The 20,243-nt window shown below is 61.2% G+C and carries 20 protein-coding genes; 7 read left to right on the top strand and 13 right to left on the bottom strand.

All coding sequences use genetic code 11. The annotated features are described in order from the left end of the window. Positions 1–186 precede the first annotated feature (186 nt). The 4 genes from P9875_RS16740 to P9875_RS16725 all read left to right on the top strand — a co-directional run bounded on the left by P9875_RS16740 (position 187) and on the right by P9875_RS16725 (position 4,751). Positions 187–1,785, top strand: coding sequence for an ABC-F family ATPase (locus P9875_RS16740; protein WP_034756044.1), 1,599 nt, complete (start codon positions 187–189; stop codon positions 1,783–1,785). Positions 1,786–1,990: 205 nt separating this feature from the next. Further along, on the top strand, positions 1,991–3,124 hold the full coding sequence (nadA, locus tag P9875_RS16735; RefSeq protein WP_035819150.1) for a quinolinate synthase NadA: 1,134 nt from the start codon (positions 1,991–1,993) through the stop codon (positions 3,122–3,124). Beyond that, positions 3,121–3,987 (top strand): carboxylating nicotinate-nucleotide diphosphorylase, encoded by an 867-nt coding sequence (gene nadC, locus P9875_RS16730; RefSeq protein ID WP_035819147.1) that lies wholly within the window; start codon positions 3,121–3,123, stop codon positions 3,985–3,987. The genes nadA and nadC overlap by 4 nt, the downstream gene beginning before the upstream one ends. Continuing rightward, positions 3,987–4,751, top strand: coding sequence for a substrate-binding periplasmic protein (locus P9875_RS16725; protein ID WP_278315991.1), 765 nt, complete (start codon positions 3,987–3,989; stop codon positions 4,749–4,751). Before nadC ends, P9875_RS16725 begins: the two co-directional genes overlap by 1 nt. A gap of 45 nt (positions 4,752–4,796) precedes the next feature. Here the strand turns inward: P9875_RS16725 and ypfJ are convergent, their stop codons facing one another. Continuing rightward, a complete protein-coding gene (ypfJ, locus tag P9875_RS16720; protein WP_278315990.1) occupies positions 4,797–5,687 on the bottom strand; it encodes a KPN_02809 family neutral zinc metallopeptidase in 891 nt (296 codons plus the stop codon). 165 nt (positions 5,688–5,852) lie between these two features. Here ypfJ and P9875_RS16715 point away from each other — a divergent pair, with 165 nt between their 5' ends. Further along, complete coding sequence (locus P9875_RS16715) at positions 5,853–6,746, top strand: GNAT family N-acetyltransferase (protein ID WP_278315989.1); 894 nt, start codon at positions 5,853–5,855, stop codon at positions 6,744–6,746. Between the two features lie 9 nt (positions 6,747–6,755). Here the strand turns inward: P9875_RS16715 and P9875_RS16710 are convergent, their stop codons facing one another. Then, positions 6,756–7,454, bottom strand: a complete 699-nt coding sequence (locus P9875_RS16710) for a DAPG hydrolase family protein (protein ID WP_158300127.1) — start codon at positions 7,452–7,454, stop codon at positions 6,756–6,758. Between the two features lie 107 nt (positions 7,455–7,561). Here P9875_RS16710 and P9875_RS16705 point away from each other — a divergent pair, with 107 nt between their 5' ends. Further along, on the top strand, positions 7,562–8,236 hold the full coding sequence (locus P9875_RS16705) for a TetR/AcrR family transcriptional regulator (protein ID WP_278315988.1): 675 nt from the start codon (positions 7,562–7,564) through the stop codon (positions 8,234–8,236). Here the strand turns inward: P9875_RS16705 and P9875_RS16700 are convergent. From P9875_RS16700 to P9875_RS16670, 7 genes are all read right to left on the bottom strand, one after another. Beyond that, a complete protein-coding gene (locus P9875_RS16700) occupies positions 8,199–8,879 on the bottom strand; it encodes a DNA alkylation repair protein (protein WP_278315987.1) in 681 nt (226 codons plus the stop codon). The two genes, P9875_RS16705 and P9875_RS16700, sit on opposite strands and share 38 nt — an antisense overlap. A gap of 58 nt (positions 8,880–8,937) precedes the next feature. Beyond that, a complete protein-coding gene (locus tag P9875_RS16695; RefSeq protein ID WP_034756072.1) occupies positions 8,938–9,714 on the bottom strand; it encodes a peptidylprolyl isomerase in 777 nt (258 codons plus the stop codon). Between the two features lie 111 nt (positions 9,715–9,825). Further along, positions 9,826–10,605 (bottom strand): peptidylprolyl isomerase, encoded by a 780-nt coding sequence (locus tag P9875_RS16690; RefSeq protein WP_131686481.1) that lies wholly within the window; start codon positions 10,603–10,605, stop codon positions 9,826–9,828. 84 nt (positions 10,606–10,689) lie between these two features. Next, positions 10,690–10,977 (bottom strand): BolA family protein, encoded by a 288-nt coding sequence (locus P9875_RS16685; protein WP_035819127.1) that lies wholly within the window; start codon positions 10,975–10,977, stop codon positions 10,690–10,692. Next, on the bottom strand, positions 10,974–11,603 hold the full coding sequence (locus P9875_RS16680) for a septation protein A (protein ID WP_099402052.1): 630 nt from the start codon (positions 11,601–11,603) through the stop codon (positions 10,974–10,976). Before P9875_RS16680 ends, P9875_RS16685 begins: the two co-directional genes overlap by 4 nt. An 83-nt stretch (positions 11,604–11,686) precedes the next feature. After that, positions 11,687–12,088, bottom strand: a complete 402-nt coding sequence (msrB, locus tag P9875_RS16675) for a peptide-methionine (R)-S-oxide reductase MsrB (RefSeq protein ID WP_278315986.1) — start codon at positions 12,086–12,088, stop codon at positions 11,687–11,689. Between the two features lie 9 nt (positions 12,089–12,097). After that, positions 12,098–13,492, bottom strand: a complete 1,395-nt coding sequence (locus P9875_RS16670; protein WP_423221785.1) for a protein adenylyltransferase SelO — start codon at positions 13,490–13,492, stop codon at positions 12,098–12,100. A gap of 308 nt (positions 13,493–13,800) precedes the next feature. Between P9875_RS16670 and P9875_RS16665 the strand changes: the two genes are divergently transcribed. Continuing rightward, complete coding sequence (locus P9875_RS16665; protein ID WP_278315985.1) at positions 13,801–15,453, top strand: 3-(methylthio)propionyl-CoA ligase; 1,653 nt, start codon at positions 13,801–13,803, stop codon at positions 15,451–15,453. Positions 15,454–15,459: 6 nt separating this feature from the next. Here P9875_RS16665 and P9875_RS16660 read toward each other — a convergent pair whose 3' ends face one another. The 4 genes from P9875_RS16660 to P9875_RS16645 are packed head-to-tail and all read right to left on the bottom strand — an operon-like array spanning position 15,460 to position 19,953. Continuing rightward, on the bottom strand, positions 15,460–16,983 hold the full coding sequence (locus tag P9875_RS16660) for a chemotaxis protein CheW (RefSeq protein WP_278315984.1): 1,524 nt from the start codon (positions 16,981–16,983) through the stop codon (positions 15,460–15,462). Beyond that, complete coding sequence (locus P9875_RS16655) at positions 16,970–17,494, bottom strand: chemotaxis protein CheD (protein ID WP_176390988.1); 525 nt, start codon at positions 17,492–17,494, stop codon at positions 16,970–16,972. The genes P9875_RS16660 and P9875_RS16655 overlap by 14 nt, the downstream gene beginning before the upstream one ends. Next, the gene (locus P9875_RS16650) at positions 17,491–18,315 is read right to left on the bottom strand and encodes a CheR family methyltransferase (protein WP_278315983.1); all 825 of its coding nucleotides are present in this window, start codon (positions 18,313–18,315) and stop codon (positions 17,491–17,493) included. Before P9875_RS16650 ends, P9875_RS16655 begins: the two co-directional genes overlap by 4 nt. A gap of 3 nt (positions 18,316–18,318) precedes the next feature. Further along, entirely contained in the window at positions 18,319–19,953 is a 1,635-nt protein-coding gene (locus P9875_RS16645; RefSeq protein WP_278315982.1) for a methyl-accepting chemotaxis protein, read from the bottom strand. Positions 19,954–20,243 lie beyond the last annotated feature (290 nt).

The raw sequence follows: 20,243 nt of genomic DNA, 5'->3' as shown, positions 1-20,243 counted from the left end.
GAAAACGGATGCCGCGCAGCGTATCTGCTAAATGGGAATACGGCAATCGTATTTTCTTGCCATTATTTCTTTGCATTGATTTCCAACGTCCTGGCTGGCCCCCTATAGAGGGAAGAGGGTGGGTGCTGTATAATGGGTGCAAAGTACCTAACTAGCTGTTTTAACTGAATAAAGACCCAATATCACATGCTATCTACAGCAAATATTACGATGCAGTTTGGCGCAAAGCCATTGTTTGAGAATATCTCCGTCAAGTTCGGCGACGGCAACCGCTATGGTTTGATCGGCGCGAACGGCTGCGGCAAGTCGACGTTCATGAAGATACTGGGCGGCGATCTGGACCCGTCGGGCGGCAACGTCATGCTCGATACCAACGAACGCCTGGGCAAGCTGCGCCAGGACCAGTTTGCCTTTGAAGACATGCGCGTCCTCGACGTCGTCATGATGGGCCACACGGAAATGTGGGCCGCCATCCAGCAACGCGACGCGATCTACGCGAACCCGGAAGCGACGGACGACGACTACATGCAGGCCGCCGAGCTGGAAGGCAAAGTCTCCGAATACGACGGCTACACGGCCGAATCGCGCGCCGGCGAATTGTTGCTGGGCGCCGGTGTCGCCATCGACCTGCATCAAGGCCCGATGAGCAATGTCTCGCCAGGCTGGAAGCTGCGCGTGCTGCTGGCGCAGGCGCTGTTCTCGAACCCGGACATCCTGCTGCTCGACGAGCCGACGAATAACCTGGATATCAACACGATTCGCTGGCTGGAAGACGTGCTCAACGAGCGCAATTCCACCATGATCATCATTTCCCATGATCGCCACTTCCTGAACCAAGTGTGCACCCACGTGGCCGACATGGACTACGGCACCCTGAAGATTTACCCAGGCAACTACGACGAATACATGTTCGCCTCGACCCAGGCGCGCAACCAGCAACTGGCCAACAACGCGAAAGCGAAAGACAAGGTTGCCGAGCTGCAGGAATTCGTGCGCCGCTTCGCTGCGAACAAGTCGAAGGCCCGCCAGGCCACGTCGCGCGCCAAGCAGATCGAAAAGATCAAGGTCGACGACATCAAGCCATCGTCGCGCGCCTATCCCTTCGTGCGTTTCGACGGCGAGAAGAAATTGCACCGCCTGGCCGTGGAAGTCGAGAACATCTCGAAAGGCTTTGACCGCCAGCTGTTCAAGAATTTCAGCATCATGGTCGAAGCGGGCGAACGCATCGCCATCATCGGCGCCAACGGCGCCGGCAAGACCACCATGCTGCGCTGCATCGCGGGCGACATTGCCGGCTTGCAGCCTGACCAGGGCCGCGTGAAGTGGGCGGAAAACGCCAACGTGGGCTACATGCCGCAAGATCCGACGGAAGATTTCGCCAAGGACACGAACCTGACCGACTGGATCGGCCAGTGGACGAAAGAGGGCGACGACGACCAGGCCGTGCGCTCCATCCTGGGCCGCTTGCTGTTCGGTGGCGACGATGTCAAGAAGGCCGTCAAGGTACTGTCCGGTGGTGAAAAAGGCCGCATGATGTACGGCAAGCTGATGCTGGGCCGCCACAACGTGCTGATGCTCGATGAACCGACCAACCACATGGACATGGAATCGATCGAGTCCCTGAACATCGCGCTGGAAAAATACGCGGGCACCCTGATCTTCGTGTCGCATGACCGCGAATTCGTCTCCTCGCTGGCGAACCGCATCATCGAGATCAAGGAAGATGAAGTGGTCGATTACCGTGGCAACTACGAAGACTATTTGAAGAGCCAAGGTATTGATTAATTTGTAGGGTAACGTTGCGTCGGATTACGCGCTGTGCGCTAATCCGACCTACGTCAGGGTGAGTTGCCCGGATTGGTCGCGTAATCCGACAATTCCGGCCAGCGAAGCCACCCAGCACCACACCGACGCGCCGCGGTCCTTTCGTTCCGGCGCACCTGCTTTATTGCAATCGTGCCGGTCTATCCCGTTTTTGTTTGACACAGCCATGCAAACTTTAGCCATCAAATCCGTCGAGTACGAACATCCACAAGACGGAGCCAGCTGCACTGCCCACGCCTGGGCACGCACGCCAGCGACGCCTTCCCCGGCTGAAAAAGCCGAACTGATCACGCGCATCAAGCGCCTGCTGATCGAGCGCGAAGCCGTGCTCGTTGCCCACTACTACGTTGATGCTGATCTGCAAGACCTGGCCGAAGCCACAGGCGGCTGCGTCTCCGATTCCCTGGAAATGGCCCGCTTCGGGCGCGACCATCCGGCCAAGACCCTCGTCGTGGCCGGCGTGCGTTTCATGGGCGAAACGGCAAAGATCCTCAGTCCCGAGAAAACCGTGCTGATGCCCGATCTCGACGCGACCTGTTCGCTCGACCTCGGTTGCCCGGCCGATGAATTCACGGCCTTCTGCGACGCCCATCCGGACCGCACGGTTGTCGTCTACGCCAACACCAGCGCGGCCGTCAAGGCGCGCGCGGACTGGATGGTGACCTCGTCCATCGGCCTCGATATCGTGGCTCACCTGCATGCGCAGGGCAAGAAAATCCTGTGGGCGCCCGACAAGCACCTGGGCGGGTATATTCAAAAGCAGACGGGCGCCGACATGCTGCTGTGGCAGGGTAGCTGCCTCGTGCATGACGAATTCAAGGGCATCGAACTCGATTTGCTCAAGGAAGAGTATCCGCAAGCCAAGGTGCTCGTGCACCCGGAGTCGCCCGCGAACGTGGTGGCGCTGGCCGATATGGTCGGTTCCACGTCGCAAATGATTGCGGCAGCGCAAACCATGGACACGGACACTTTTATTGTCGCCACCGACAACGGCATCCTGCACAAAATGCGCGCGGCCGCGCCAGGAAAACGTTTCATCGAAGCGCCCACGGCCGGCAACAGCGCCACCTGCAAGAGCTGCGCGCACTGCCCGTGGATGGCCATGAACGGCTTGCTGAACCTGGCGCAGACGCTGGAAAACATGCATAACGAAATCCACGTCGATCCTGCCGTCGGCCAGCTGGCCGTGCGCTCGATCAACCGTATGCTCGATTTCGCCGCCGCCAAGAAGGCAGGCCTCAAGCCGGGTGCTGACCTGGCAAAAGAAACCACATTGTTCCAAGGAATCGGTCCAGCATGAGTACCCTCGTTAATTCTTTCGCTCCTTTTGATGCGGCCCTGGCGCGCGCGTTCGAAGGCAATTTGCTGGCTGCCTTGCTGGAAGACGTGGGTCAGTGCGACCTGACGGGCGAGCTGGTGCCGCCCGACCATATCGTCACGGCACGTGTCATCGTGCGCGAAGCGGCCGTGCTGTGCGGCGCGCCGTGGTTCGAAGGCATCATGAAAAGCCTGGACCGCAGCATCGACATCGTTTGGCATTACGCCGAAGGCGACCTGATGACGGCCGACAGCGTCGTCTGCACGATTCAGGCGCCGGCGCGCGCCTTGCTCACGGCCGAGCGCAGCGCCCTCAATTTCCTGCAATTGCTGTCGGCGGTCGCCACGGCCACGCGCCAGTATGTCGATGTGGTCGCCGGCACCAAGGCGTCCATTTTAGATACGCGCAAGACCTTGCCTGGCCTGCGCCTGGCGCAAAAGTACGCGGTACGCGTCGGTGGCGGCAAGAACCAGCGCCTGGCCCTGTACGACGGCATTTTGATCAAGGAAAACCATATCGCGGCCGCCGGCGGCGTCAGCCAGGCCCTGGAAAACGCGCGCAACCTCGACGCGGGCGTGCCCGTGCAAATCGAGGTGGAAACCCTGGCGCAATTGCAGGAAGCGCTGGATGCGGGCGCCGTCTCCGTGCTGCTCGATAACTTCAGCAACGACATGATGCGCGACGCCGTGGCATTGACGGCTGGCCGCGCCTTGCTGGAAGCGTCCGGCGGCATCAACGTCGACACCGTGCGCGCCATCGCCGAAACAGGCGTGGACCGCATCTCGATCGGCAGCCTGACCAAGGATGTGCGGGCCACCGATTACTCCTTGCGCATCGTCGGCTGATGAAAAAAGCAGGGCGGCGCCTGCTGGCCCTGGCGCTGCTGTGGCCCGTGCTGCTTGTGCCATCGCAGGCGCCAGCCCGGGAACTGCTGGCCGTGGGCGCGCAGTTCGAGCGCGTGTTCGAGTATCAAAACAGCGGTGAATATGGCGGCCTGGGCGCGGAACTGCTGCGCCTGATGGCGGCGCGCACGGGGCACACCGTGCGTTTTCGCATGGTGCCGTGGGCGCGCGCGCAAGCCATGCTGGTGCAGGGCCAGGCCGATATCCTGATCGGCCCTTACAAGACGCCCGAGCGCATCGCCAGCATGGCGTTTTCCGACAAGCCGTTTTACCAGGACCAGATGGTGTTTTATACGCGCCAGGATGCCAGCTTCGGCTGGGATGGCGACTACGCGGTGCTGAAGAACCGCCGGGTGGTGCTGCTCAATGGCTGGGCCTATGGCGCGGACTGGGAGCGCGTGCGGCCCGGCTTGCAGGTCAGCGTGGCCAATAACGTGGAAAATGGCTTGAAGATGCTGGTGCACAACCACGTCGACGTGTTCGTCAGCAACCGCCGCAATACCGATCCCGTGATTGCCCGTCTGGGCTACGGCCGCCAGGTGAAACCCTTGCCCAAAGTCATCGAGATACAAAACGGCTATTTCGCCTTCCCCCGTTCGCCCACTTTCGACAAGCTGCGCCTGCAGTTCGACCAGGAAATGAACAGCCTGATCGAGACGGGCGAGCTGAAACGACTGGGCAAGCGCTACGACGTCGGCGTGCCCTGATGGATGCGCATGCCGGCCCGCGCGGGGCGGCATGCGTGGATTCATTTACAACTGGCGCGCCTCGAACGTATTGCACTGGGAAATCTGGCCGCTTTCGATGCCCTTGCTGAACCAGCGCACGCGCTGTTCCGAAGTGCCGTGCGTAAACGAGTCGGGCACGACGTGGCCTTGCGCCTGGCGCTGCAGCGCATCGTCGCCGATGGCCGTGGCCGCTTTCAAGGCCGCTTCCACGTCGCCCTGTTCCAGGATCTTGCGGTCCTGGTTCGCGTGGAAGGCCCACACGCCGGCAAAGCAGTCGGCCTGCAATTCCAGGCGCACGGACATGGCGTTGGCCTGGCGCTCCGATTGCGTGCGGCGCGCATTGTCGACCTTTTCGGACAAACCCATCAGGTTTTGCACGTGGTGGCCCACTTCATGTGCGATCACGTAGGCTTCGGCAAACTCGCCCGACACCTTGAAGCGTTGCTGCATCAGATTGAAAAAATCGAGGTCCAGGTAAACTTTTTGGTCGCCGGGGCAGTAGAACGGCCCGCTGGCGCTCTGGCCCGTGCCGCAGGCGGTCGGAATGCTGCCCGAGAACAACACCAGCTTGGGTTTCACATAGCTGCCGCCCTCGGCCTTGAACAGGGCGCCCCACGTGTCTTCCGTATCGGCCAGCACGGTTTTCACGAAGCGGGCCATGTCGTCCGATTCGGGCGGCTGGCGCGCCGGTGCCTGGCTTTGCTGGGTGCTGATCTGGCCGCCACCGCCGCTGAGCAGGTTCAGCAAGGTCAAGGGATTGACGCCCAGCACATACGAGCCGACGAGGGCGATGACGATGGTGCCGATGCCGATCGAGCGCCCGCCAAAACCAAAGCCGCCGCCACCGCCTCCACCACCGTCTTCGCCACGGCGATCTTCCACATTGTCGCTTTCGCGATTGCCTTCCCATTTCATGATATCTACTCCTGCTGCGATTTGCGATTGATTGGTGACGCCGCAAGATGTCTCTTGCGGTGAATCTTATAACGAATCTTACAATTATCGCAGCAAACTGCGCCGCGACAGGAGCGACAGTGTTACGCTTTGCAACTTTCCAACCACATCACAACAGGTGCACGCATGGCGCTTGCCAACGATACACTTATTTCGCCAACGGCGGTGGTCCAGGCCCAACTGGACGCCTACAACGCACACGACGTACCAGCCTTGCTGGCCATCTACGCCGATGACGCACAGCAATTCCAGCATCCCGATACCTTGCTGGCGCAAGGCAGCGCGCAGATTGGCCCCCGTTTCACGGCACGTTTCGCCGCCAGCCGGCCGCGGGCGCAGTTGCTCAACCGCATAGCCTGCGGCAAGCTGGTGATCGACCATGAAATCGTCCATGGCGACACGGATGATGGCGTGTCGGCGCAGGAACTGGTGGCGACGTATGAGGTGGAGCAGGGCCGCATCCGCCGTGCCTGGTTCAGCTTTGGCGCTTTGAGCAGCTTGCGCGTGGCGCTGCCGGCCGAAGTACCCGCCATGAATGCGCTGATCGCCCGTTCCGGCGTGGAACTGAGCGCGGGATTTTATACGCGGGAACAGGCCGAATCCGTCACGCGCCACGTGTTCGGCGTCGATACGCAGCTTGTTGCCGACCGGACGTATTTCGTCATCGAACGCGATGCCGCCATGCTGGCCTGCGGCGGCTGGAGCCAGCGCGCCACCCTGTATGGGGCCGACCGCGCCAAGAGCGGGCCGGACCCGCTGCTCGATCCGGCCAGCCAGCCGGGCCGCATCCGCGCCTTCTTTGTGGAGCCTGCGGCCGCGCGCCAGGGACTGGGCAGCATGCTGATGCGCCATTGCGAACGGCAGGCCCTGGCCGCCGGTTTTACCGCCCTGGAACTGGCCGCCACCTTGCCCGGCGTGCCGCTGTACCTGGCCAGCGGCTTTGCCGTGACGGAAGAGTTTCATCTGGACTTGCCCGATGACATCAAGCTGCCGCTGGCGCGTATGCACAAGCAGTTGTAAAGCCATGTTTTACCAGGGCAGCGGCGCCTTTTCCCCGTTGGCGTGCTCGCCGTAGTACAGCGACGGCAGGAAGCGCGACAGATAGGTAAATTCGCTGTAGCAATGGCGCAGCAAATTGAGGCCCAGCACGTCGGGCACGTCGCGCACGGGATTCAGGCTATTGCGGCCCAGCAAGAAGCGGCTGCGCAGCACGCAGCCCGTGGGCGTGTCGCGCGTCAGGTGCAGCATTTCGCCATCGAGCGGATCGCCCTGCGGGTCCAGCTGTACATGTTCGCCAAAGCCGATGCGCGCGCAGATGGCGGCCGACAGGGCGCCGCTGTCCTGGGCCTGTTGCAGTTGCGCCGGATCAAATACTTCCTTCGGGTCATGGAACTTCAGCTTGGCTTTCACGGGCGGAATGTCGCCCAGCGATTCCACCGCCTCGATCGAGGCGCCGTAGTAACGCTCTCCCTTTTTCCACGCGCTGTTCCAGCCGTGATGGGCCACGTGATCGTGCGGGTGCCACCATTTGATGTGCTGCGTCGTCTCGAAAAACGTAAACCACCAGTCCAGCATGCGCCCGCTGCAGCCGTGCAGTTCCGTGCGCGCCGCCACCAGCAGGCAACCGTCGGGCAGGCGCGTGATGCCCGTTTCCAGGTGCAGGGGAAACGGGTCGAGCAAGTCGCCTGTGTTGGTGATGCTCCATGGGAATTCAATATGCTGCGTCATGTCCTTCTCCTTTGTTGGGGTGAGCCAATTATATATTAAAGAAACGCAATACGTTTCCAAAATATGTTTCAGTGTAAAATTGCTTATCGATCAAGCTGGGAGATGGCATGCAGGAAGAAGAGAGCAAGGCTGTGCGCGGACGGGGCCGTCCGGCGCGGCCGCCCGGGGAAGCGCGCGAGGCGGCCGTGCAGGCGGCCACCTGGCTGCTGCTGCAGGAAGGCTATGCGGCCACGACGATGGAAGCGGTGGCGCGCCACGCGGGTATGGCCAAGAAGTCGCTGTATCAGTACGCGGCCAACCGCGAGGAACTGGTCGCCCTGGTGGTGCGCGGCTGGACGGACGCCTTTTTGCCGGCCATGGCGCACGATGCGACCGCGCCCGCTGAGGTCTTGCCGTTATTGAAGGAGGTCTTGCAGGCGATGGCGGCGCGCGTGCTGACGGCGGACGCCGTGGGCCTGTTCCGCCTGCTGTGCACGGAGTTTCCCGCGCGCGCCGATTTACTTGCCGTGTATCAGCGCAACGGCATCGAGCGGGGTACGGCCATGCTGGCTGAGTGGCTGCAGCGCCAGGCCACGCGGGGCCACGTGCTGCTCGGCGATGCTTCGGAACTGGCCAGCTTGCTGCTGGCGATGGTGATTGCCGAGCCCCTGCGGCAGATGGCGCTGGGTTTGCTGGCGCCCGTGCCGGCCTGGGATGCCGGCCCCCGCATCGACGCCGCGCTACGTCTGCTGGGCGGATCGGCGTTCAAGGTGGCTGGTGCTTCAGCGCTTCGCGGTAGCTGAGCGGCGACAGTTGCTGGCGGTGCGTGTTGGTAAACGTCGTCACGGCCTCAGGCGCGTGGCGAGCATAATCGCGCAAGGCCCAGCCGATGGCCTTGCGGATGAAAAACTCGTCTTCGTGGGCCAGGGCCAATGCCGCGTCGAATAGCCAGGCCACATCCGTGTCGGCGCGCCAGCCCAGCTGGTGCAGCATGGCGATGCGGCGCAGCCAGAAGTCTTGGTGGTGCAGCGCGTCATCCATGTGCGCATGGCCGTCGCCGCCGCGCTGGTGCGCCGCCTGCAGCACCTCGCCGACGATGCCGGCCATGCCGTCCACGCTGTCCCACCATGCGCGCTGGCGCGCCAGGCCGAGCAGGGCGGGGATGTGTTCAACGTCCAGCTGGCGCCGGTGCAGGGCCAGCATGTCGAGCGCCACGTGCTGGTATTCGCGCTGCGGCTGCTGCCACAGCCGTTGCGCGTGTTCCAGCAAGGTCGCGGCATCGATGCCCTTCAAGCTTGCCAGCAAGCCCTTGGCGGCCATCCGCCGCTGCGGCGCCGCCACGCCCAGGAAAATGAACTGGTCGCGCATATAGGCTTGCATGGGCGCCGCGCGGCCCGGTTCGGCCGCCGCTTCCAGCGCGACTTTTAATTCTGCATGTAGATTCATGGCATCTCCAGGCGTAAAAAAGGCGCTCCGTGGAGCGCCTTTTCATCTTCATCCGATATTACTGGATTTTTGCCTTCTTCATCAACTCATCGCGGTAGGCGGCGAGTTTCTTCTGTTGCAGCGACTCGGCCACTTGGCCCTTGACTTCTTCCAGTGCCGGCAGCTTCGTCGGACGGGTTTCTTCCAGCTTGATCACGTGGAAGCCGAATTGCGATTGCACTGGCGTTTGCGTGACCTGGCCTGGTTTCAAAGCAACCATGGCGTCGGAGAATGGCTTCACGTACGAAGCTGGGCTAGCCCAGTCCAGGTCGCCGCCATTGGCTGCGGAACCGTCTTTCGATACTTTCGCCAGTTCTTCGAACTTGGCGCCGCCTTTCAGCTTGGCGATGATGTCTTTCGCTTCCGCTTCGGTGGCCACCAGGATATGGCGTGCATGGTATTCCTTGTCGCCGGCCTGTGCCTTGAACTTGTCGTACTCGGCCTTGATTTCAGCGTCCTTGACGGGGTTTTTCTTGACGTAGTCGGCCAGCAGGGCGTTGATGATGATGCTTTGACGGGCATTGTCGATCTGCGACTTGACTTCCGGACGCGTGCCGTAGCCTTGCTTGTCGGCTTCCTGGATCAGCACTTCGCGGCCGATCAGGTCTTTCTTGATGGCTTCGCGCAATTGCGGCGAATCCGCTTGTTTGCCTTGGGCGACGACTTGCTTGACGACCTGGTCGACGCGCGACGAAGGGATGGCCTTGCCATTCACGGTGGCCACGTTTTGCGCGAACGCAGGGATCGCTACAACGGCGACCAGGGCTAAGATCAGGCGGGCTGGCTTCAAAATCATGTTCATTCCTAATAAATATACTAAAAATCGATACGCGCGACTGCCGTGCAGTGCGCATTCAGGCGCAGAATACACGACCGGCGCCGAAAAGGGCGCCGGGGAGGTCAGTTCTTACTGAACTTTCGCTTTTTTGATCATTTCTTCCTGATACGCTTGCAGTTTCTTTTGCTGCAGCGCTTCGGCGATCTGTGGCTTGACTTCTTCCAGGGTCGGCAGTTTTGCCGCGCGGGTGTCGTCCAGCTTGATCACGTGGAAACCGTTAGGCGTTTGCACCGGGGTGTCGGTGACCTGGCCTTTTTGCAGTTTCACGAAGGCGTCCGAGAAGACTTTCGGGAAGGACGATGGGGCTGCCCAGTCCAGGTCGCCGCCATTGTCGGCCGAACCGGCATCTTTCGACTGCTTGGCCAGGTCTTCGAACTTGGCGCCGCCTTTCAGCTTGGCGATGATGTCTTTCGCTTCCGCTTCGGTGGCCACCAGGATGTGGCGCACGTGGTATTCCTTGTCGCCGGTCTGGGCCACGAACTTGTCGTATTCCGCCTTGATTTCAGCGTCGTTGACCGGGTTCTTTTTCAGGTAGTCGCCGACCAGGGCGTTGATGACGATGGCCTGGCGTGCGTTCTCGATTTGCTGCTTGACGGCTGCATCTTTACCGAAACCTTTGTTTTCCGCTTCTTGCATCAGCACTTCACGGCCGATCAAGTCCTTCTTGATCATTTCGCGCAGTTGCGGCGAATCCGGTTGCTGGCCTTGGGCGACGACTTGTTTGACGACTGCATCAACGCGCGACGATGGGATAGGCTTGCCATTAACAACGGCAACATTTTGCGCAAAAACAGGTACCGCGACAACGGCGAGTAGTGCGATCAGCAAGCGGGCTGGCTTAAAAGTCATTATTAAATCCTGTTAGGGAAAGTTTCGTAAAAAACGCATGGAAAGAAATTGATAACATGGCTCGGGTACGCCAAAACGCCATCCTTACACTACTTCGGACGGCGCCAGGGCCACAATCGCCAATGCATGTATCTCATTATGCATCATATCGTGCACGGAATCATACACCAGTCGATGGCGCATGACGAGCCTGAGCCCCTCAAATTGACTAGAAATAATGCGTAGATTGTAATGGCCTCCGCCCGAGGCGGCGCCAGCATGGCCCCGGTGGCGCGCCGAGTCGTCTTCCAGCACGCATTCCAGAGGAGAAAGTGCCGTTTCCAGGCGGGTACGAATGCGCTCCATGCGCGTAGTCGTGTCGTTCGTCATCATGCGTCTTCCTTGATATGTTTGGCCAGGAACAGGGTTTGCGCCACGATGAAGGCAAAGAAGATGCCCGTCGCGCCAAACGCCTTGAAACTGACCCAGGCGGCCATGTCGCCCTGGTACAGCACGAAGGCGACGAACAGGTTCAGTGCGCCCAGAAGGCCGAAGAAAATGATCCAGGCGGCCAGCAGCTGCTTCCATACGGCATCAGGCAATTGCACTTGCGCTTCCATGGTCTTGCGGATCAGGTTTTTCTTGAAGCCAACATGCGCGATCAGCAGGGCGAGGCCGGACAGCCAGTAAATCAGGGTCGGCTTCCATTTCAGGAAGAAATCGTCATGCAGGTAAATGCTGGCGCCGCCGAACACGACAAAGATGAACAGCGACAGCCACAGCATGCCGTCGACCTTGCGGCCGCGCAGCAGCAGATAGCTGACCTGGCAGGCGGTGGCGATGATGCCGACGAGGGTGGCGAGTATCCACGGCGCCTGGTCGGCCTTGATCAAGCCGCCTGACACGAAGCCGGACAGATATTGCTGCACGAAATCGTGCGTGGCCGCTTCATACATGCCGCCCAGTTTGAAGGCGGCGAAGAAGGCGATCAGGGGGAATAGGTCGAATAGAAATTTCATGGCGAGACTTTACACTGGTCTTATTAGAATCATCTTAGGAATGGCTTAGGAGCAACCGAATCGCTCCCAAGCATTCCTGTGTCTCACGGCTGCGGATCGAAGCGCAAGGAGGCCGAATTGATGCAATAGCGCAAGCCGGTCGGCGGCGGGCCGTCCGGGAAGACATGGCCCAGGTGGGCGTCGCAGACGGCGCAGATAATTTCCGTGCGCAGCATGCCGTGGCTGCTGTCAGTGATTTCCGTCACGTTGGCCGGGTCGAGTGCCTGGAAATAGCTGGGCCAGCCGCAGCCCGAGTCGAACTTCGTGTCCGAGGCGAACAGGGGCGTGTTGCAGCAGACGCAGGTGTAGACGCCGTGTTCATGGTGGTCCCAGAACTTGCCCGTGAAGGCCCGTTCCGTAGCAGCGTGGCGCGTGACTTCGTATTGCATCGAGTCGAGCATGGCGCGCCATTCGGCGTCGGTTTTTTTGACTTTATTCGTGGTCATAATGACTCCTCAGGATGAGCAACTGACTTCAAGGTGGCTGGCCCAGTCGGGCGGCAGGGCCGCATAGTGCTGGTGTTCGGGCTGTTCGTCAAATGGCTTTTGCAATATTTCCAGCAGTTTCGCCACTTCCGTGTAGTCCTGCTGCTGGGCTTTTTCGATGGCCACTTGCGCCAGGTAGTTGCGCAGCACGTATTTCGGGTTGACCAGGTTCATCGCCTCTTGCCGTTCGGCATCGACGCTGTGCTCCTGCCGCAGGCGCGCGCGGTATTGCGCCGCCCATGTATCGAAGGCGGGGCGGTCGATGAACATGTCGCGCAGCACCGTGTCGTGCTCGGGAGCATCTACTTGCAGTGTCGACAGGGCGCGGAAGAAGTTGGTGAAATCCACGTGATTGGCTTGCATCAGCGCAAACATGCTGTCGAACAGGGCCGTATCGTCGTCGTGTTGCGTGCGCAAGCCCAGCTTGGCGCGCAGCAAGGCATTCATCTTCTCCGCAAACGCGGGCTGGTAGCTGTCCAGCGCCGCCTGCGCCTCGGCCACTTCACCGATCAACGGCAGCAGCGCCTGGCCCAGCGCATAGCAGTTCCAGTGCCCCACCTGCGGCTGGTTGGCGTAGGAATAGCGGCCCTGCTGGTCCGTATGGTTGCAAATGTGCTCGGCATCGAAGGCTTCCATGAAGCCGAAGGGGCCGTAATCGAGCGTCAGGCCCAGGATCGACATATTGTCCGTGTTCATGACGCCATGCATGAAGCCCACGGCTTGCCAGTGCGCAATCATGTGCGCCGTGCGCACGCACACTTCAGCCAGCAAGGCTTGATATGGATTTGATGCAGCGCGCAAATGGGGATAAAAACTGTCGATGACGTAATCGGCAAGGATTTTCAGCTCGTCCGGTTGCTTGCGGTAAAACCAGTGTTCGAACGAGCCGAAGCGAACAAAACTGCGCGCCATGCGCGTGACGACGGCGGCCGTCTCGACGGTTTCACGCATGATGCCTTGCTGCGAACCCATGATGGACAGCGCACGCGACGTGGGTATGCCCAGCGCCGCCATGGCTTCCGAGCACAGGAATTCGCGGATCGACGAGCGCAGCACGGCGCGTCCGTCGCCCATGCGCGAATACGGCGTGGCGCCAGCGCCTTTCAGTTGCAGTTCCATGGGGCCGTGTTCGGTGGCGATATCGCCCAGCAGGATGGCGCGACCGTCGCCCAGCTGGCCGGCCCAGACGCCGAACTGGTGGCCCGAATACACGGCCGACAGGGGCATCGAACGCTCGGCAACGGCATTGCCGCTCAGCAGCGCCACATAGTCCGGCTCGGCCAGACGCGCCGCATCGAGGCCGATGAAGGCTGCGGCTGGCGCGCTGGCGGCCACGAAATACGGGGCGGGCAGGGGCGTGGGCATCAAGCGCGTATAGAACGCGGGCGGCAAGGCCGCAAAGGCGTTATCCAGTGGTAAGGTATGAGCGGTGATGGCAATTCCAGTCAGTAAGATGGACCGGCAAGGTGCGCCAGCCTGGAGTACGATTTTACCGCACGGCGCCAAGGCGCGTGGCGGGTGCTGTAGCGGGGACCAGTGCGGCAAAAAACGGAATCGAAAATTCCATGTTGCATCGCAATATCGAAATGCGTTGACGATTTCCGCACGACCGTACGAAACTAAGGAAAGTCTTTAAATTCCAACAACAAGCAAGTATCCACCCAGGAGAGACGATGTTGGCATTCCCCTTGAGTCCAGTGATGGGCCAGATGATGAATCAGCCTCTGCTGATTTCCAGCATTATCGAGTTTGCAGCGCGTCATTACGGGGGCAGCGAAATCATTTCGCGGCGGGTGGAAGGCGATATGCACCGCTACACCTACCGCGATTGCCACCAGCGCGCGCGCAGGCTGGCGAACGCCTTGCATGGCCTCGGTGTCGGCATGGGCGACCGCGTCGCCACCCTGGCCTGGAATGGCTACCGGCACCTGGAAGCGTACTATGCCGTGTCCGGCTCGGGCGCCGTACTGCACACGATCAATCCGCGCTTGTTTCCCGACCAGATCGCCTACATCTCGAACCATGCGGAAGACCAGGTCTTGCTGTTTGACCTGACCTTCCTGCCCGTGGTGGAGAAAATCGCCGCCGACTGCACCTTCGTGCGCCATTTCGTGCTGATGTGCGACCGCGAGCGCATGCCCGCCAGCAGCACGATTCCCGACCTGCTGTGCTATGAAGACTTGATCGCCACGCATTCCGACGATTACGCCTGGCCCCTGTTCGACGAGAATGCGGCCGCCACCCTGTGCTACACGTCGGGCACGACGGGCAACCCCAAGGGCGCCCTGTATTCGCACCGCTCGACCGTGCTGCACGCGTATGCCTCGGCCATGCCCAGCGCGCTGAACGTGCGCGCCTCCGACACGGTCTTGCCCGTCGTGCCCATGTTCCACGTGAATGCCTGGGGCTTGCCGTATTCCGTGCCCTTGTCCGGCGCGCGCATGGTGTTTCCCGGCGCGGCGCTCGACGGCAAGTCGCTCTACGAACTGTTCGAGGCGGAAAAAGTGACGTTCTCGGCTGGCGTACCCACCGTCTGGCTGGGGCTGCTGAACCATGCCTTGCAGAATAACTTGAAATTTTCCACTTTCCGCCGCACGGTGATCGGCGGCGCGGCTTGCCCGCCGGCCATGATGGATACCCTGATCGACAAGTTCGACGTGGAAGTCATCCACGCCTGGGGCATGACGGAAATGTCGCCGCTGGGCACGGCCGGCGGCTTGCAGACCAAGCACCTGGACTTGCCGAAGGACGAACAGCGCAAGATCCTGCAAAAGCAGGGCCATGCGATCTACGGCGTGGACATGAAGATCGTCGACGACGACGGCAAGGAATTGCCGTGGGATGGCGTGGCGTATGGCCATTTGCTGGTGAAAGGACCGTGGATCATCTCGTCGTACTACAAGAACGAGGGCGGCGACGTGTTGCAGGATGGCTGGTTCCCCACGGGCGACGTGGCCACCATCGACACGGACGGCTATATGCAGATCACGGACCGCAGCAAGGACGTGATCAAGTCGGGCGGCGAGTGGATCGGCACCATCGACCTGGAAAACCTGGCCATGGCGCACCCGGCCGTGCTGCAGGCGGCCTGCATCGGCGTGTTCCACCCGAAATGGGACGAGCGCCCCGTACTCGTCGTCGTGCTGCGTCCCGGCATGACCGTCACGCGTGAAGCGTTATTGCAATTTTTCGAGGGCAAGATCGCCAAGTGGTGGACGCCGGACGACGTGCTATTCATCGACGCCTTGCCCATGGGCGCCACGGGCAAGATCCAGAAGAACAAGCTGCGCGAGCAGTTCAAGGGGCACCAGCTGCCGGGGATGTAAAGCAGCCTAGGCAGCCTGCGGCAGCGCCGCCCCCAGCTTTTCCAGCAGATGGTCGCACTGGAAGACGGACAGGGTCTGGCGCTGCGCCTCCGTGCCGATATCGATCATCTCATCCATTTCGCTGCGCAAGTCGTCGTGTTCACCCGTGCGGATGATTTGCGGCGCGGCAAAGCGCTGGCTGTCGGAAATGGTCATGATGTTGTCGACGTGGTCGACGAGAAAGCCGTAGCGCTCGTTGCCCCGTTCCACGATCAAAATCTTGCCGGTGCTATCGTCCGGCAAGGCCGGCATGGCGTATAACTGGCGCAAGTCGATGATGCTGATCATTTGCTGGCGCAAGTTGAGCATGCCGCGCATGCAGGCCGGCATGCCCGGCGGCGTCGTGATGGCGCCGCTGAAATCGATGATTTCGCGCACTTGCCCGATTTCCACGGCGAAGCGGGTTTCCACCGTAAACGTGATGTAGACGCGGCGCTGCGCCTTGTGCGTGGCGGCCGCCGTTTCCGTCACGGCCGGGTACAGGCGCGCGTGTCCGTCGCGCATCTCGACAATTTCCGCCTGCGACAGAATGCCCTTGTGGTCGAGGAAAATGATGTCGCCCAGCCCCTCTTTCGTGATGCAACCGGCAAACATGGCGGCGCGCGCCTTGCTCAGCAGGGGAATCGGCAGCACTTCGTCGCCAAAGAAATGCACGATACTGTCGACGGAATCGACGAGGAAGCCCACGGTCGTGTCATCGAGGCGCACGACGATGACGCGCTGGTCGCCTGTTGCAGCCGTGCCGGACGCGGGCGCCTGCAGCAGGGCGCCGAAGTCGACGACGGCCACCTGGCTGCCGCGAAAATGCATGCGCCCCAGGCACAGTTCGCTGTTCAGCAGGGAGCTGTGCAGTTCCGGCACCCGGATGATTTCCTGGATGGCCAGCATTTCAAAGGCAAACGTGGCGCCAGCCGCATGGAAGCTGACGCATTGCCGGCGTTCGCTTTGCGCATGGTAGCGGGCCGTGCTCAGCCTGGCGCCAGTCGCCTGCAGGGCCAGCACATGGGGCACGTTTTCAATGCGCAGCAGGGCATGCGGGTCGAGCACCTGCAGCAGGCGCGCGCCGCCATCGAGCAGGATCGTGCCGGCGATGACGGCGTGGCTGTCGCCGGCCGCATATTGCAGGGCGCTGCGGGCGCTGGCGGGCACGCGCAGGATTTCGCCCGTATCCTGGAAGACGATGCCGATCAGCACTTGCTGGAAGTCGAGGATGGCGATCTTGTCCGTGGCGACGGCGCGCGGCGCCTCGGCACGGAACAAGCGGCCCAGGTTGACCACCGGAATGACGCTGCCGCGCAAGGTGAACATGCCTTCCAGATACGCGGGTGACAGGGGCAGGGCCGTGACTTTCGCCGGGTAGTTCACCACTTCGCGGATGCAGCTGGCGGGCAGGGCGAATTCATCGTCGCCCAGGTGGAAGGAGCCGAACAGTTCGGTGGCCGTGTCGCTTGTGCCCTGCGCTTGCAAGCCCGTCGCTTCATGCATATCCATATGCGCCTTCCTTGCGTGGAATTAATTCGGGTGGCGCCACCACATCGGTGACGGCAAAGCTGTGATGGGCGCAATCGATCAGCAACTGGCGCCCGTGGCGGCCGCCCAGCGCGCAGAAACTCACCGCCAAGCCGCACTGGTCCAGGTATTTTTGCGCCGCTTGCGCGTTTTGCCGGCCCACTTGCAATCTCCCGTTGCGCGGGCCAAACATGCTGGCGCCGCCCGCCAGCACCACTTCGATATCGGCGTAATCGGCCTGGCGCACGCCCATCAGGCGCAGCAGCGAAGGCACGGCCTGGCTCACATAGCGTGCCCCCAGGCTGCTGTCGGCGCCCGGCGCTTCCGGCAGCAAACAGTGGGCCAGGCCGCAGCATGGGCCATTCTTCCAGATGAAACCGATGCCGATGCAGGAGCCCAGCAAGGCTTGCAGCTGCTCGCCATGCGTGCCCACGCTCAGTTGACCCATGCCAACATGGTGCAGCGGCAAGCCAGGGTCGATGATGATGCTCATGCGCTACCTGCCTTATAAATCATGGGAAACTCGAATTGATAGCCGGTGCCGAGCCGGGCGATGGTTTCTGACTCGCCCAGGATCAGCCGGCCTTCGTCCTTCAGACTCAGGCGAGCCTGGCGCAGCACGGTTTCCTGGTGCTCGGCATCGAAATAAATCAGCACATTGCGCAGGAACACCAGGTCGAATTGCCGTGCCGGGCGCAGCGCTTCCAGCAAATTATGCTGGGCAAAGCTGACGTGTTGCCGCAGTTCTTCATTGACCTGGACGCCATACGGCGCGGGTGTGAAATATTTGCGCAGCAAGTCCGGGTGCGACAGACGGATGCGCTCGACGGAGCGGCCGCTGTACTGGCCGGCCCGCGCCGCGCCGAGGATCTGCTGCGAAATATCGCTGGCCAGGATCTGGTAGCGGAAAGACGGCGTTTGCAGCTTGAATTGCTCGCACAGCATGGCGATCGAATACAGTTCCTCGCCGCTGGCGGCCGCCGCCGACCAGATGGCCAGGCAGCCGTCCGGATGCGCGCGGGCCCAGGCGGGCAGGTAGCGGTCGCGGAAGTAATCCCAGATCGACGGCGTGCGGAAGAACAGGGTGTCGTTGGTGGTCACCAGGTCGATGAAATGGTCCACCTCGTCGCGGTCGCTGGCCACGCGGTCCAGGTAAGCCTGGTAGCTGTGCAGGGACAGCGCCTGCAGCCGTGGCTGCAAACGCCGTTCCAGCAAGACGCTCTTGCGCGCCGTCATGGCGATGCCCGTATGCTGGCGCACCAGCGCGATCAGGGTTGTCAGCACCTCGGGCGTCAAGGTGGCCGCGTGGCTCATGGCCTATACCACGAAGCCGGAGACAGTCTGGTTCAAGCTGCCAGCGCGCTCGTTCAAGCCATCCGTCGAGCGGGCGATGCTGTCGCAGTTGGCGGCCGACTTTTCCGTTTCCTCGGCGATGTACTGGATGGCCGTCGATACTTCGCGCGCCGTCAGCAGCTGCTCGTTGGCCGCCTTCGAGATATCGGAAATGGCCAGGGTGGTTTTCGCCACGCCCGAGACGATCTTGTCGAAGGCGTCGCTGGCCTGGCGCGAAATCTCGCTGCCGGTGGAAACCCGCTTGACGGATTCGTTGATCAGCTTGGAAATTTCCTTGGTCGCCTGCGACGAGCGCTCGGCCAGCTTGCGCACTTCGTCGGCGACGACGGAAAAGCCCAGGCCGTGTTCGCCCGCGCGCGCCGCCTCGATGGCCGCGTTGAAGGCCAGCATGTTCGTCTGGTTGGCGATTTCGCTGATGACCTTGACGATTTCGCCGATGTCTTCCGACGAGCGGTTGATCAAGTCCATCGCCTCGATCGACTTGGCGACGGCGCGCGCGCCCGCTTCCGCTTCCTGCTGCGTGGTTTTTGCCAGGAAATCGGCATTCGAGGTGTTTTCCGCGATGGAATTGATGGAAAACGTCAGGCCATCGATGGAGGCGTTCATTTCTTCCACCGTGGCGCCCAGCGCCTGCGTGCCCACGGCCACGCCCGTGGCCCGCTCGGCGATGGCGTGCGAGGCGTCGGCAAAGCCGTTGGCGGCCGACACCACGTTGCCGATCACGCCGCGCAAGTCGACGATCATCTTGCTGATGCCGCCGGCCAGCAGGTCGATCGGCTCGTCGCCCTCGGGCACGATATTGCAGGTCAGGTCGCCTTGCGCCGCGCGCGCCACCGATTCGAGCAGGGCGTTGACCTTGCGGCTGTCGTTGGCGGCCTTGGACTGGATGCTGTTTTCCAGGTTCACCTGGTCGCTGATGTCGATGGCGAACTTGACCACTTTATACGGCTTGCCGTTCAGGTCCAGGATGGGGTTGTAGGTGGCCTGTATCCACACCACCTTGCCATGGTTGCCCAGGCGCTTGTAGCGGCCCGCGTCAAATTCGCCCCGGTTGAGCTTTTGCCAGAATTTCTTGTACTCGGCGCTGCTGGCATACTCGGGCTCGCAGAACATGCGGTGGTGCTCGCCCTGGATATCGCTCAAGTCGTAATCCATGACGGCGAGGAAATTCTCGTTCGCTTCCAGCACATTGCCCTGCATGTCGAATTCGATCACGGCCTGCGCCTTGCCGATGGCGCTGACCTTGCCTTCGTATTCGACATTGCGCTTTTTCAGGGCCGTGATGTCGGTAGCGAACTTGATGACTTTATACGGCTTGCCGTCCGCATCGAGGATGGGGTTGTAGGAAGCGTTGATCCACACTTCGCGCCCATCCCTGGCGCGGCGCTTGTATTCGCCCTGGTCGAATTCGCCGCGTCCCAGCTTGGCCCAGAAGTTGCTGTATTCGTCCGTTTTGACATACTCGGGGTCGCAGAAGATGGCATGGTGCTTGCCTTGCACTTCGGCCAGGGTGTAGCCGACGACGCGCAGGAAATTGTCATTCGCATGCAGGATGGTGCCGTCGAGCTCGAATTCGATGACGGCCTGGACACGGTTCAATGCAGTGTTTATCGCTTGTAAGTCCAGATCCTGGGAGTGGCTGACATGGCTGGCTGCGTCCATAGTATTTCCTTCGGGGTGAGAAGAGGAAGGGGGAGCGATAAGGCTGCTGTTATTATTTTTTCTGCTATCGGTTTAAGACAAGGATTAAGGCAAGGATTAAGGCAGCGGTGTTATTGCATCAGCCGGCATCCGGTGATAATCGGTGAGAATGTGCGCGATGAACGTCCGCCGATGTTCGCCATACGAATTGCCTATAGTAATTGAATTGTAGAGTATTGATTTGAATC

It is taken from the genome of Janthinobacterium rivuli (assembly GCF_029690045.1).
GTDB classification, from domain to species: domain Bacteria; phylum Pseudomonadota; class Gammaproteobacteria; order Burkholderiales; family Burkholderiaceae_D; genus Janthinobacterium; species Janthinobacterium rivuli.
Note: the sequence above shows the minus strand (reverse complement) of the source record. Positions and strands in the feature narration are given on the sequence as shown.